General features: G+C 35.1%; 10 protein-coding genes. 5 read left to right on the forward strand and 5 right to left on the reverse strand.

Going from position 1 to position 15,335, the window contains the following annotated elements:
- The 5 genes from dptG to N5P32_RS13525 all read left to right on the forward strand — a co-directional run bounded on the left by dptG (position 1) and on the right by N5P32_RS13525 (position 10,304).
- Positions 1-1,326, forward strand: coding sequence for a DNA phosphorothioation-dependent restriction protein DptG (gene dptG, locus N5P32_RS13505; RefSeq protein WP_265729553.1), 1,326 nt, complete (start codon positions 1-3; stop codon positions 1,324-1,326).
- The gene (gene dptH / locus N5P32_RS13510) at positions 1,307-8,572 is read left to right on the forward strand and encodes a DNA phosphorothioation-dependent restriction protein DptH (protein WP_265729554.1); all 7,266 of its coding nucleotides are present in this window, start codon (positions 1,307-1,309) and stop codon (positions 8,570-8,572) included. Before dptG ends, dptH begins: the two co-directional genes overlap by 20 nt.
- Before the next feature lie 196 nt (positions 8,573-8,768).
- Positions 8,769-9,167, forward strand: a complete 399-nt coding sequence (locus N5P32_RS13515; RefSeq protein WP_265729555.1) for a hypothetical protein — start codon at positions 8,769-8,771, stop codon at positions 9,165-9,167.
- Positions 9,133-9,969, forward strand: a complete 837-nt coding sequence (locus tag N5P32_RS13520; RefSeq protein WP_265729556.1) for a DGQHR domain-containing protein — start codon at positions 9,133-9,135, stop codon at positions 9,967-9,969. Before N5P32_RS13515 ends, N5P32_RS13520 begins: the two co-directional genes overlap by 35 nt.
- A 5-nt stretch (positions 9,970-9,974) precedes the next feature.
- Positions 9,975-10,304: a hypothetical protein gene (locus N5P32_RS13525; RefSeq protein ID WP_265729557.1), complete on the forward strand. Its 330-nt coding sequence runs from the start codon at positions 9,975-9,977 to the stop codon at positions 10,302-10,304.
- Positions 10,305-10,353: 49 nt separating this feature from the next.
- On the opposite strand, the gene dndE is transcribed toward N5P32_RS13525, so the two are convergent.
- The 5 genes from dndE to dndB all read right to left on the reverse strand — a co-directional run.
- On the reverse strand, positions 10,354-10,725 hold the full coding sequence (dndE, locus tag N5P32_RS13530; protein ID WP_265729558.1) for a DNA sulfur modification protein DndE: 372 nt from the start codon (positions 10,723-10,725) through the stop codon (positions 10,354-10,356).
- A 54-nt stretch (positions 10,726-10,779) separates the two neighbouring features.
- On the reverse strand, positions 10,780-12,768 hold the full coding sequence (dndD, locus tag N5P32_RS13535; RefSeq protein WP_265729559.1) for a DNA sulfur modification protein DndD: 1,989 nt from the start codon (positions 12,766-12,768) through the stop codon (positions 10,780-10,782).
- The gene (locus N5P32_RS13540; RefSeq protein ID WP_265729560.1) at positions 12,765-13,235 is read right to left on the reverse strand and encodes an adenine nucleotide alpha hydrolase family protein; all 471 of its coding nucleotides are present in this window, start codon (positions 13,233-13,235) and stop codon (positions 12,765-12,767) included. Before N5P32_RS13540 ends, dndD begins: the two co-directional genes overlap by 4 nt.
- Before the next feature lie 83 nt (positions 13,236-13,318).
- Entirely contained in the window at positions 13,319-14,305 is a 987-nt protein-coding gene (gene dndC, locus N5P32_RS13545) for a DNA phosphorothioation system sulfurtransferase DndC (protein ID WP_265729561.1), read from the reverse strand.
- The coding region (dndB, locus tag N5P32_RS13550; RefSeq protein ID WP_265729562.1) for a DNA sulfur modification protein DndB at positions 14,302-15,335 on the reverse strand (1,034 nt) is incomplete at its 5' end. The genes dndB and dndC, both read right to left, overlap by 4 nt.

The following is a 15,335-nucleotide window of genomic DNA, read 5'->3' on the forward strand; positions in this document are numbered from 1 at the left end:
ATGGAACATATTAGTATTATCGAATCTTCTATTTCAGATGTAAAGAAACTTGTAGAAAACAATAATAGTTCAGCATATAGCAATGTTGCAGATCAATTCTTACCCATCGGACCTCAGACACTTAAAGATCATAAGTTAGATTGGGATAGAGTTTATCAATCACTTATAGAAGATTTATTTCAATTATCATTAGGGGAAAGAGATCGAGAGCAGCTAAAAGAAGAAGTGCTAGAGTCTTTTCGAAATAGTAGAGATACCCGTGAGTTAGTTGATGTATTTGATGAACTTTACCTATCCACAAATGCTATAAATAACATCACGCCATTGGCATACTTGGTGAGCAACAAAGAAACGCTAACATCTAGAACCAAAACAATGATAAAAATTGTTCAGGGGTTGTTAATATCACCCTTAAGTGAAAAATTAATATCTAGTGGAAATAACCCGCTTGAGTCATTATTGATAGAAAAAATTCAACAGCTTTGTAAAACTAAAACCTTCAATGAAGGTAGTATTACCTATTTACCATTTTTAGCTGAAGCATTTTCAAAAGACATTAAAACGCTAACAAAAAATCCCAGCTATTTCTTAAGCGAGTTAGAAGGTTTTATAAATATTTATACATTTTTATATTTAACTCAACTAACCAAGCACCTTTGCATTCCCAGTAATCGATACACAACGCCTACAGCTAAACCTCTTTATTTTATATTAGAAACAGAGAGGGCAAGTAAAGAAAGGCATGAATGTAATCAATATGGGTACGATCATTTATTTAGTAAAACAAATGGCATTGCTTTGTATCTTTTTCCTTACTTAGGTTATTTTAGCCAGCTATCACAAGAGCCAAGTTGGAAGTTAATTAATAGTAGTGATTTTTTTCCTAAAGTAAATCAGCTTAATCAATGTATAGGGCAACTGTTTGATGAGGGTTATAGGCATGAAGATTCACTTCAGGCAGCAGTTAACTCCGGCCTTAATTTACAGAAACAAATATTCGAAAAAACATCAAGAAAAGATGCTAATAAGAAAGTCGTTGAAATATTTGAAAAAAAATTCGCAGCTGAGTTTATTACTGATAGAAAGGCTGCTGGTAAATATTTTGTTTTAAATTCCAATATGTTATTACTGCTTACTAATCTAATTATAAGTGGCTCATTAGAAAGCCAACTTCTTATTGATGATGTAATTGAAGGCTTTAAAGAACGTGGCATTTGGTTGGATATTATGTCCAAGAAAGCCTTATTGAAATTCTACGAAAATGTAGGAAATATCGAAAAATTAAGTGACAGCGGGGATGCAGTCTATGTCAAAACTACCATTTGAAGAATTTTTAGCTGGGTTGTTTTGTCAATTTATAACAACGTCAAATTCAATAGATACTAAATATCATTTTATCAGTTCTAATCCGGCACAATCACTTCAGTTGTATAACGGGTTTAAAAATTTAAACTTTAAACCTCTTGTCATTGGAAAATCTACGTTGAATTATATAGAGACTGAAAATGGTAAAAAAATTATTGTCATGTTACACCACCTAGGTGATCAAGATAATAACTCGAATCATGAAGATTATATTGCTAGCATTAGAGATGCGCTAAATGATGTTGACAATGCAATCTTATTTGTAATCAACAATAGTTCATTAGAGACACTTACATCTACATTTATCGATGTAAGTTTAAACAATAGTGTATTCACACCTAGATATGTGAATGATGCACTAATAAAACATGGGAAAGGGATTAAAGACGAGTTAATTTTTAAATATTTAGTCACTAGCACAGAACGGAAAATTAAAGATCAAAATCTAAGTATTTTTGGTTATGAATCTCTCTATAAATCTATCCATAAAGAAAGAATTGACCTAAAGGAACATGGATTTTTTCCAGAGCCAAGACTATCAGATATTAGTAATGAAAAAGAACTTAAGAGAGAACTAGATAAAAATGCTATTTTGTCAAAAATAATTAGCGGTATAGTACATGACTTTGGAGAAGAACCTGTAGAACTACAAAGACAGCTGGAGGATAAAGGCTTTAGTGAGCGCTTTATTAAAGAACAATTTACAGGTAAAAATAAGAATGAATATAAAGACAGAACTTTTTCAGAAATAGAGGCTGAAATTGAACGGAATAAGGATAGAAACTTAGACCTTGTTGATATCGAGATTAACGGCTCTAAACTCGAAGATTGGAAACGACTTTCTGAGGTAGGATCTGCCAGAAAAAACATATCCTTAATAGGTGAAGTAGCTCCTGGAATTATTGAATTAAAGATAAGGATGACAAGAGGAGAGCCTGCACTAAAACAAGACCAAATTACTCTTCATGGTGATTTTAAGAAGAATCAAATTGGCATAAGTACTACTAATCATGAGCAACATTCAACACTAAATGTAAAAATAGCATTTGATGGTAAACCTATTTTTCTACAGTTGAAAATTATGCGTCCTTCTCAAAGAGAATGCTTTCAATTCAACTGTTGTTTTGTCGAACAGAAAACTTTCTATTTACAAAACTTTTTTGAAAAAATAGAAATTGAAATAAAAAGGAATAAAGGCAAACTCATTCTTGAAAATGTTCAAGATAAACTATCCCTCAATCCAGAAAACCTTAATGTTCATAACTTTACAGGTTCTGAAAGTGAAATTAATTGTGAGGGTATAAAAGAAATTAACTTCAAGCAAAGCTATGAAGGAGATATCTTAGGTAATTTTGAGTTAGTTTTAAACGACTACCATTTACCTATTAGCATTACAGGTACAAAAGTTATTGAAAGTGTCAAATTGCCTAGTCTATTTGATACACAACGAGGCATAGATATATTTGATAATGACAGAATACCTAAATACAAACCATCAAACTCAAGAGTTATTATCAGTGGAAGAGAGAAGGAGCTTTCTGTAAAAGCAAAAGAACTATGTATTGATGAGTATAAAATCATCAGCGAAGGTGTTTTATATTTTGATGATGAAACCTCCAACTCGTTGTATCTAAATGATATAGAGAACGACTATCCTAAAGTAGTACAAGCATATAAAACATTATTTTTATGGTTAACAGAAAATGAGACTTTATTATCTATTACTAATTGGCCTACTGAACTGCTTAATTTAATTGAAGCTGTACTTCTTAATATTAAAGCTGAATTAGATAGTATTCCTCAAGAAGCACTAAGCCAAAGAAGCCGTAACTTAATGAAATTAGGAATGATCAAAAAGGGGAGTGAAGAATTTTTTAGTCCTTTCCATCCTGTTTGTTTGTCATATGCTCTAGAGTTTGCCAAATTAAGACTTGTAGATAATACAAACTCTTTTATTCATGTACCGCCTACGACTGTTGATAAGTTTAATGCCGCGGGCCTGCTACCTGTATTATTTGATGAAGGTGAAGGGTTTGTTAGAACGCAAGCATTGAGTAATAACAAACTTTGGTTAGAAGTCGTCCCACAAAAAGACTCTGGAAATAACTACATATCATCGTTAGTACAAGAGAAAATTCAAGACTTTGTGACATGCTTTGATATGTTATTTCAACAAAGTGAAGATGCGCCTTTAATTTTAAACTCAATAAATAATCAAAGGAACTCACACGTTTTTAAGGGGATTTTAAACTACTATAAAAAAACAAAAGGTAATGCTAAGAAGATACAAGTTAATGTATACGATGAGCAATATCATTTCACTGCATTTGAAGAGTTTTCTGAAACAAGAAAAATTGAAGAACTACGTGAATTAGTTCGCTTAAATGGTTCAGATAAAGAAGATGTTCTGGATGACCTAATATTAAAAATGAGAAAAAATGTCACTATTCATAAAGTAAGAGAATTTACTGATTATGATTACGCACATTTAAGTTTTTTCAAAAATAATGAAGAAGTTACTCTGCGATCAAATAATGTAAATGAAGGTAAATCAGGTATTGTATGTAATGGTGTTTTATCTGGTGAAGCTTCTTATTTAGAAAATGAAGTTTTCTACACTGGTTTTGGCTTGAAGAATGTAAAAGCAGAGAATATATCTCTTAGTTTAGCCTCCTTATATAACCAGTTACTTTTTGCGTATCGAGATAAATCGGCTAAATACATAAAAGGTAACGTACCTGTACTTGCAGTTAAAGATACGTTTAGAGATAAATTATCTAAGTCATATGATTCAAGTTTATGGACTTGCATCATTGACCCGAAGGTGACTCTAGAATTTTTCGATACCAAAGATACAATATTAATCCACTACGCAGATCAATATACCAACTCAGTAGCTTATGATGCCATAACAGTATCCTCTCGTGTTGGCCTTTATAAAGATTTATTACAAAGCCAATCTGATGAGTTAATTAATTCTTTTAATGCATTAAATGGGCAATGGTTATTAAGCATTGTTAAAGAATCCGGTAAGAAAAAAACTGAAAACACCAAGAAACAAATAAAGGAAAAGCAAGGGATTGTTGCAGCGTATAAGTTTTTATCGAGTCTACTTATCACGAGCGATATTACCTGGATTCCTCTCTCGGTAGGGGAAATGCTTAGAGTCACTGGCAATCTTGGCTTAGAAATTAAAGATAATGATTTTTCTGCTCGATTACATAATAAAACTACAGGTGCATTATCTGACGATATTTTGTTTGTGGGAATTAAAAGTGATCAACTTGTATTATTACCCTTAGAGGTAAAAACTAGAAAGACAGGAACTGATTTTACCAAGGCGGTAAAGCAAACTAAAGCATTAGCCGATCATATGAAGCGCTTACTTGAGCCAAAAACATTTAAAGGAAAAGTGTATCGTTCGCTATTTATCCAGCAAGTTTTAACTCAAATTGACAAGTTTGAGTTATATAATGTTTTTCCAAAAAGTTATTTTTCAAAAATACGTAATAACCCTGACTCTTTATTACAAGGTGATTATGAGATTTGTGACCTATCTAACTATCCGGCAGGTATAGCTCTAGCAGTCAATGAAGGCATGGAACGATCTCGAATTGAAAGTGATTTAGATAAAGAAATTAATGTTTTAAAGCTTCGCTTGCCTCATGAATTTGTCAAAATGATCCATGAGAACTCTATAGAAGAGTTGTCTAATAAATACCAAAAGCTGTCTGATTATCCAGAAATAAGTAAATTAAATTTACTTAAGAGTGAACTGACCACTTTTATCAACCAGCCCTTAGAAGATAAAGGCTCTGTTGAAGTAACCTATCCTACAAATATTGAAGACAGCACAAATACAACGCCTCAAGATGCTGTAAATAACCAAGCTCTACAAAAGAGTGTGGCAAAATTTGATTATCCAAATCAGCTAGAAAATATTGTAGAAAAATTATTAAACCTTTTTAAAAAAGATATAAACATTACAGATGTACTATCATTAAAAGAAAGTGATTTAGAGCATGTTGAAAATTTTGAGTCCTCAGATATTTTATCTTTTTATCGTTTAAAGGAAGCTTTAACAAGTGATAAAACTACAGCTAATGTAGAACAACCAGTTATAGATGTCGATTCACCTAAGCTGAGCACCATCAACGTTACTAATGAGTATAGAGCTTTAGTTAATACCCTATTAAAAGAGTTTGGTGAAAATATAACAGTGAATCAAGTGATGGATATCGGAGTTCCATCACTTGAAAAGATAAATGGTTTTGGGAAAACAAAAGTGAATAGGTTTTTCGAATTCACTAACCATTTAAATCAAGGCTCTTTTTCAGTTAGCCTTCAGGAAGATAGCCCACTACAATTAGAGGATTTTGATCTCCCACTAGATGATCTTGAAACTTACCTAATTAATGATCTCGAAAGTTATTTTTTACAAAAAAATACACGTGATAATGATGTTTTATCTAGACGCTTAGGTGTCAATTGTACTAGTGAAACTCTTGAAGAGATTGGTAAAAGTTATGATATTACGAGGGAAAGAATTAGACAAATTGAATCAAAAGCAAAAAAGAATTTCATCGCTAAATTAAGTATTTCACCAAAAGTTATATGGGCAATTACCAAAGCGAACCTTAGCGAGTTAAGGGCACCTTTATTCCCTTCGCTACGAGAGTATTTTAATACAGATAAGAACTTTTATTCGTTTTTAGAAGTTTGTTGTGCATTAAATGAAAATGAAATAACAAAAGTTACATCCCCAAACCTCAATAAAGCTGTATTTGAAGAGTTTTGGATATGGAATAAGTCTCCTGCCAATATTGAAGACTTGTCTTGGTATTTATATGAGAATATGAATATTGAGTTAGCCATAGCTGAAAATCAAATTTCAATTTGGATTCAGGATGGTATTCTTGAAAGAAATAAAGAAGAGGTTAAACCACGAGCCTTATCAAAAGTCCCAGGAATAACTAATGCATTATTAGACTTTCCAAATGGTGAGGTATGGGAATCAATACAAAAGCATGCAAATGAAAAGCATCTATCAAGTTCTAAGTTTTTTGTAGATAGATTAGAACCTAATTTAATGCGTGCAACAGATAAAGAATATGTATATCAAATAGATCGCGGAACTTATAGGCACATATCTTTCCTAAATCTTAGTGAAGATGATAAGCAACAAATATTAAGTAAAGTTTATTCAAAATTGAATGAACATAAGCACTCAGGAAGAAACTCGGTTAACCTTCATGCTGATATATATAAGCCTATAGGCTTTTCTGATGAGTATTTTATAGTAAGACATATTGTCAGAGCTTTTGGCGAGCCCTTTGGTATTTATTTTAATGGTAAGTCAGGTGCAGATACAGTTAGCTTAGATAGTGAATTTACTCTTGCTTCTCAAAAGACAGTGTTAGTTGATTTATTTAAAACCTCATTAAAAATGCTTTCTAAAAAGGATGTAGCATCTAAAATCAGGAGTCAGTCAATTGGTCATGCTTCCTTTTATTTAGATAAGCTGTTAACTGATGGTGTAATCGTCCGCATTGATGAAAGTCATTACGCACATGTAGATAATGCATTTAATGGTGTAGATATAGAAGGCACACTGGGTTTAGCTTTCGAATATCTTGAAAATGAAACTCGAATTGTTGAAGGTGAAAAAATACAATCACACCTAAATAAGCGCTTGAATAAAGAGTATAACAAATATTTCTATATTTCCTTGCTAAAAGCTCATTCGATGAGTTTTGATAAGCATTATCACTTTATACAAAATCTTATTTCTAAAAATGATATTGGATATTCCGGACTATCTGATATTTGCAGAGAAGCATTAGACAACTCTACATCTCGTGAAGAAGCTTTTTTATTAGTAAACGAAAAAGTATGTATCCATAAACATGTATTGAAAAGGTGCTTTGATCAAATAACTAATGTGATGCGAAATGCCGAACAATCTTTAGAATTAATTAATAAAAGCAAATCGATTAACTCTTTACCTATCATTCCCGTTGATAGTTTTTTTACTTCTGAAAGCGAGAATGTAATTAGCAATAGCTCAAAATCTTTTAGTGAAAATAATATTGAAAGTTGTAGGGTTTTAATTGGACAGGCTATAGATAATCACAAACCCATTTATTGGGAGTATGGCAATAAAAACTTAGCGAATAGACACTTAATTGTTTTTGGTCGTTCAGGACAAGGTAAAACCTATTGCATTCAGGGGTTATTGATGGAACTCGCCAAGCACCAACTAAATTCGATGGTAATAGACTATACCAATGGTTTTTTACCAGAACAACTTGAGCCTGAATTTACAAATAAAGTACAACCTAGAACAGATTTAGTGGTTCATAAACCATTAGAATTAAATCCTTTTAGTAAACAAACTCAAGAAGTTGCAGGCTTTAAAATTTCGGATAAATCACACGATGTAGCTTCTAGGGTAGCATCAGTATTTAATGCCGTTTATTCAGATATAGGGAGTCAGCAGTTACCGACCTTAATAAAAGTAATTGAAAAAGGTATTGATCTATATGGAGCCGATTACCACTTTGTAAGGATGTTAACAGACTTACAAGAAGAAGGTAAGCATGGTGAAGCATTAGCTAATAAGCTTAACCCTATGGTTAGAGCCAATCTTTTCTCTTGTGACGAGTCATCTCAAGGCTGGGAAGGTATTTTTAAATCTCAACATCCAACTACTAGGTTAATTCAACTTGCTAGGTTATCCAGAGATATATGGAGATTAGCCACAGAGTTTATTCTTTGGGATTTATATTCCTATGCATGCACAAATGGAAGTAAGAATACACCTCTACCAGTAGTACTAGATGAAGTTCAAAATTTAGATCAAAAGCTAGATAGTCCTTTAGGTAAAATGTTAACTGAAGGGCGTAAATATGGTTTGTCGTTAATTCTTGCGACACAAACATTAAGTAATTTGAAAAAAGATGAACAGGATCGCCTATTTCAAGCCGCCCACAAATTATTTTTTGCTCCTGCTGAAACAGAGATTGATAGCTACGCAAAATTATTAGAACAGGCTGTACCAGCTTCAAGTAAAAAAGCTTGGTTACAAGAGTTGGCTAAGTTGAAAAAAGGTGAATGTATCTCTGTTGGTTTGCATATGAATGAATATGGTGTTGTTGAGCAAGGAGCTAGGGTTGTTAAGGTCTCCTTATTGGGAGATCGTATATGATACTTTTTTTAATACAATTAAAAGAATTAATTTGTGATGCATATAGAAATTATATGCATTATGTTTACCAAAATGAGGCCGTTAAATGATAGAGCATCTTTGGAAACTATTTTTAAAACCTTTTAAATCGAGATTGTTTATAATAGTGTTTTTCCTTATCTTCATCCCTGTGGGGACTTTCGGGATAAACTACTCAATGCTCAGTTCTTCTTTTGTCTGGAGCTGGGATAACGTTTTTAGCCTCTACACACCTGAAGCACTATTTACATACATAGTTCCACTTTTAGTAACAGTACTTATAGATGGAGTTATAGCACTTATTAATCAATATAAGAATATAGAAGATAATACATATAAGCACGATTTACTGAGAGATTGTACAGTATTAGGTGTAGTGGTTCTGATTATTATAATTACACTTTTATATATTTCACTGTCCCAAAACAAAATTAGTTTGATTGTTTTCTGTGTTGTAGTTACTTGGGGGCTCTGGATTATGCTTTCCTCATCCAAAGAAGAATTTAAACCAACCGCTAAGTGGAAACCTGACGGTGATAAAGATGACACATCAATGGAAGCTATTACCAATGGATAAAAAATCAAAGCAACAAGAGCCGTATTACGATTCTACCACTATAAAATTAGAGCAACCACTAGGTGTTTTTTATGTATTCAAAATACCAGCTTCTAAGTTAATGAAAGTTACCTTTTCTATGGCTGCATACAATCAAAATGGCAAATTATCAGGTGTGCAAAGAAAGTTGAAGGATGAGCGTATAAAGCAAATAGCTCTATATACAGGAGCTACAAATGCTACTTTTCCAAGTCCCATAATACTCAGCGCAAACTTTGATAATGAAGGTAATTTTGTTGATAATGATGATTTACGTTGGAAAGTTATTGACAATAAGTTGCAGATTCCTACAGATAAACCGTTAGCATCTATTATTGATGGCCAACACAGAGTAGAAGGTTTAAAAGAGGCCGCCAAGAGCAATAGTTTCGAAGATTTTGATGTGTTGTGTAGCGTATATTTAGATTTGGCATTTGCGCAGCAAGCTGAGGTTTTTACATCAATTAACTATAATCAAAAGAAAGTAGATAAAAGTGTTGCTTATGAATTGTTTGGATACGATTTAGAAGATACCGATATTGATAATTGGTCTCCAGATACATTGGCGATATACTTTTCAAGAATCTTAAATAAAGATAAAAAATCCCCTCTTTACGGCCATATTTACTCATCTATTGACGGAGATGAAAAACACCACAAATGGTTTTTATCTACAGCATGTATTGTCGAGTCTATTTGCTTACTCATAACAAATGATGCGACAAAAGACCGATATACTATCCATCAATCGGTTTTTTTGGTTCTACTGGACGTAAAAGATTAAAAGATTTGAGAAGTAATGCTCCCCTTAGGAATTTATATATAAACAGACAAGACAAGGATATCTTTACAGTTATTATAACTTACCTAGATACAATAAAGTCATTAGGTTGGCTCGATAACCCCGATTTGGTCACGACAAAAACCATTGGTTTTTTAGCTCTCTTTGAGGTTCTTAAGGAAACTCTTCAAAAACAACCTATTGAAAATGTTAACGAAGTATCAAAGTATTTTAAATTTTTGGAAAATGTAAAAATAGATGATTTACATAAAGGAACATTTAATTTTTCTGGTATAGGAAAATCTCAAGTAAAAAGAATATTAAAGGGTAGCAGTTAAGAGTCATCTATTTTAAATTTTAATTGATGAATCAATTGAAGGTAAGTTATTAGTCAACAGTAAAAGAAGAGGCTTTATAAATCTCTCTTGATATATCCATTATGCCTTGCTTGCTTTCTATAATAAGAGATCCATCGTTTATATGACTCGCCCAGGCCTTGTAATAATCTTTCTCATCAAGGTTTGGGTACTTTTGTTTTAGTAGCATTTCCACTAAATTTACGTGGTCGCCTAGCCATGTGTATTTATCCAACTCACGCTGTTTAAGCTCAATCTCTTCGCCTTGCCAAGTATGTCCACTCTCAATCGATGAAAAAAATGCCAAGCGCGCACCAATGTTTACTGTTAATCCTGTGTTGTTCTGCAGGCGGCGTAATGATGTAAAGGCTCTGTCGGAGATTTTCATTTTCTGTGGCAACATGTCTTGGTTTCCGCTTAATTTATATTATTTAATGAGTTAAGTTACTGCTGGCGCCTAGGCGCGCCAGAAGTAACCTTCTTTGTATGTTGAGCAACCGTCTTGTGGATCGTATTCGACTTCAAATGCGTGTGAAACCTCTGGAGCAAGCTCCTGATAAAAGTCTTCATCCACTTCTGTATCCGTCGAAAGGATTAGTACCTGATGGCTTGCGGTAGGGAAGTAGTTTCTCACCAAGTTTTTACGGTGTTTAGAGTCTAAACGTCCTAAAGGTGTATCAATGATTATGGGCAGCGCCTTACCAGATGTACGGCCTAATGCTTCCAGCATGGCAATCGCATAAATCTGTTTTTCACCAGCTGACAGTTTCTGCTTTTCAATAGCATTGCCATTATTATCGAGTAAAGTTACAGAATAGGTCTCTGGGTTGATACGTGCTTTGATAAGCAGATCATCTTTCCGAGCAAGTTTGCTAAAGGATTTTAAGAACTCTTTTTCCAATGTTGCAATGCGACGTTCACGAGTTTTAACGGCGAATTGAGATAATAGATCTCGTGTATTCTCTGCTAGAGAAATGCTTTTTGTTATTGATGAGCTGAGACTGTATTGCTTTTCGTGATCGCGTAGCTTACGTAATGCGTCCATGGCAAGCTTTAAGGCATCTTTGGCATCTTTGGTATGCTGTTCAATCTCTGATCCGATAGCACCAATTTTTTTATCGATTTTACTAAGTTCTTCCACGTAGCTTTCGATACGTTTTTCTTCTGGTGCACGAGAAATATTAATTCCACTGGCTTCTAGTTCACCTTCGATTTTTTCTAATCGAGTGCAGAGTGTTTCCATTTCTGCTTGTTGTTTCGGTACGACTAGATTAACGATATGTAGTAAGCGACTTAATTCAGAGTCTGAAATATCGTGAATAATATCGAAGTCGTTAGAGACTTGAAGTTTTTGAGCCTCGATTGTACTTTCAATCTGTTGCTGGAAATCGCTACCAAGTGACTTCAGTAAGGATTGTTTGATAGCAGAAATTCTAGCGTTAAGTTCTTCTTCAATTAAGCGCTCTTTTTTTAACTTTTGTTCAGCTGTTAGCTGCTGTAACAACGCATCGATTTGCGTTTTAGCTAAGCTCAATGGAACTGTATCAGCCAGTAGGGCTTTGATTTGATTAGTAGTGCTATTTTTTTCTTCACGAAGTTGTAACTCCTTTGCTTCTTCCGCCTGCCGAGAGCTCGCCCAAGCACCACCTAGTTCATTAACAGTCTGTAATTGGCGCTCTTTTCTAGCAAAAAGATCTGTATGTACGATTTTTTTGCTTTCAAGGTTAGATAATGCTTCTTGGTAAAGGTTGTATTGTTTTTTGTACATAGCTTCTAAGATGTTGATCTGCGCTTGCACATCTTCGGGCATTTTGTCTTTTTTCTGGCTACGCAGGTATACAGACAAGTCAGCTTTTAAGCGGTTGATTATATCAATACCCAATAGCCGGTTGATTGCATCTGCCAATACAGCATTGTTTTCGTCTTCAGCCAAGTTGGCAATTTTTTCTCCGTCAAAGAAGAAGAGGTCAGCTACGCCGATAGGGATCAGTTCGTTTAAAAAACTTTGTTTTTGTTCGTCCGTTAGACCCTTAATTAACTCACCATTCTGGTAGATCTCAAGCAATTCTGTAACGTTGTTACCGCTTTTTGACCAGCTACGTTTTACACTGTAATCAATGACTTCACCCCGGCGGCCAAAGTCAAAATCCAGCTGAACAGCGGCTGAGTTAGGCGCTAATAGCTGATTGCGCGGGTTGTGAATTGATTCTGACAAAAACTCATGATAACGGGTAGTGGTTACAGCTTTACCTAAACTTTGGCGGCCGTAAAGGGCGAGGCGAACAGAGGTCAAGGTCGTTGTTTTACCTGCCCCGTTTAAACCGCCAAATAAGATGATAGGGCGAAGCTGACCATCTTTCTCGCGAGGTTGTAAGTCGATGGTATTACGCTCAAAGCTGCCACCAAAAACTCCAAAGTCTTGCAAATATAACTTTTTAAATATCACTGGAGTGCCTCTAATTCTTTGGTTAGCTGTGCCAACTGATCATCGTAACTGGTGCCGTCTGTTATAGATGTGGTGGGTTTGGCTTTTTCTTTTTCAGCCAATATTTCATCTAGTGAGCCCCAGTCATTTTTTAGAAGGCTTTCAATTTTATTGAACAAGCCTTTACGTCGGCCAAGACCGTCCATTGATATTTCCAGCTCTAGCAGCTTCATTACTAATTCTGTTGGTGTTTTATATTGGTTACTTAGGCTTTTTAGTAGCTCTGCATCTTCTTGTGAAAACGAACCGCCATCTTGGTCTGGCCAGTTTAGATCTTTGTTATATACTTCACGGTAAATGCTAGGAAGCTCATCAGACCAATCTGGCTCATTCGGATCAAACATCCATTCTCTACGAATAGCGAAAAGCTCTTCTTGCCTGACTAATTCTATAGGGTGGCCTTCATCGTTGAGGTGTTTCTCAATCATTAGGAGCTCTTTGAGCCATTCTTTTCTGAATTTAAGAAGGTATGGCCCAGGTATTGTCTTTATTTCTGTTATATTTTCGTTTTCTATGTTTCCGCGAGCGTATTGGACTCTACCGGTACGGCGCTTGTAATTTCGAAAGTGATCTTTTTTGCTGGATCTGTTGTTTCGAAAAGCTTGTTACGGAAGTCTTTAAGTTTTTGTAGCCATGTTTCCCCTGACTCAATCAACCCTTCGATTGCTCGGTCTTTAGTAACGACTGTACATGTCCAGCAACCAAACCGTGAATTACCACAAGAAGGTGTGTTGGTATCTATGACAAGCGGGCATTCTCCAGCACTAGAGTCTTTATAAAGAGAAAATAACTCGAAGTGATCTCCACCCCATGCAGCAGGAGCTCCAAGTAGATACATCCAGACCTCATCAAACGTCCAGTCTTGGATTGGCATATAGGTAAACGCTCCGGGTAAAGAGCTATGTCGAGATAGAGAAGAGCCATCTATTTTGTGTTTTGCAATTACCTGCGCTCGAGAAGCACTTTCTTGGCTGCGTGCACCCAGAACGACAATAACCTCACCATACTTCGCAATTTTATCTTTAATAAACTCGCTAACAGGATCGATTTTCATACGCTCTGTACACCAACGAAAATTCTGTGTTGGTGCTGGATAGCCTTTGCCAAGAAGATTGACCCAAAATGTTTGATCCCAACTTGGATAGACAACGTGACCGGAGATAGGAAGTTCTAATTCTATTGCATTTTTATTTATTGCAGCCAATGAACTGTTAATCATATCCACAACTAAAGGTGTTTCTACTAATGTATCAGAAGAAATGACATACACATGTTTGTGACGTTGTTCTTTAGATAGTTTAGTTAAAGCAACATAAATTAATGACAAAGTAGTGGTGCTATCTTTACCTCCGCTGAACCCTATTACCCAAGGCTTGTCATTTTCTAAATATAGTTCTTGGATTTCACCTATTAAATCTAAAGCGGGACGACCTGCAAATTCAGAGGCTTCCAGCATTTCGTCCATAGATGGATATAGTGTTGAACGTTTTTGTGTCATGAGTTGAATTGATCTTCTATAAGTTGGTCGTCAGCATTAATGGAAAGTTCCAACGCTCTACGAATAATATTGGCGGTCAAAACAGTATTGATTTTTGTTTTGCTAAGTCTGCCGCGAGAGTCCATAGCTCTTCCTCTCCATAAGGAGACATTAGATCGACTCCAGTCAATCTCATTAAGCTTCGCTATGTACTTTTCCCAATCACAAGGATGTTGTCTAAGTAGATCCGCTCCTGCAGCTCCCAGAGCGGCAAGGCCTAGCCCGTGAGCATGTACAAACTGTTCTCTTAAATCGCATGTGGAGACACTTTTATCGAGTGCTTTCTGCCAGTCGGGCATGTTAACGCAGACCTTATTCCAGAATCTAGCAGCTAACTCCATTTCATCATCAGAAATCCCTTCTTTTACACCTTTCTTTAACAGTATTCGAGAAGCTTGTTTAATTGCGCTTAGAGTAAATAACTTACTACTTCGTTTTGATAAACTTGTTTGCTCTAAATCAGTTAGTGCTTTAAAGCATGAAACATTCTCATACACAAAGCGCGCTAAAGATGAAGAGGCTTCCCTGTGGTCATACAATGTACTTAGTGAGTCAGATGGTCTTACTGCATGCTTGTTTAGGTCGGCAAACATTTGCTGGCTTCGCTTTAACCCTTCGTCGACAAAGAAAAGTACAGGGATATTGTCATGCCCAAGTTCGTGTGCTTCTTTTATTGCCATTTCTATAGCTGCACGGCGATGCTGGCCATCATTAACCAGAATTTGCGTGTCCATATTGATGGACAGTAGTCCCAGATTAACTGCTGGTCCTGTATCTGCCATAGGCTCAAATTGGACTTGTCCGTCTATGGAAGCTGTAATAGCCGAAAGAGTATAGCTGTCTGTATTTTCGATAAGATAATTTGCTATATCAGGAATTCTTACTTCGTTCAGGCGTCGTTGTGCTCTTAACTCTGGAGGTACAACATCTTCATCAAAAACGAAAAGTTTGGGGATTAAACGCATAGGACACATAGCAATATAACAAGGGC

It is taken from the genome of Marinomonas pontica, from assembly GCF_026191375.1.
Taxonomy (GTDB): Bacteria; Pseudomonadota; Gammaproteobacteria; order Pseudomonadales; family Marinomonadaceae; genus Marinomonas; species Marinomonas pontica.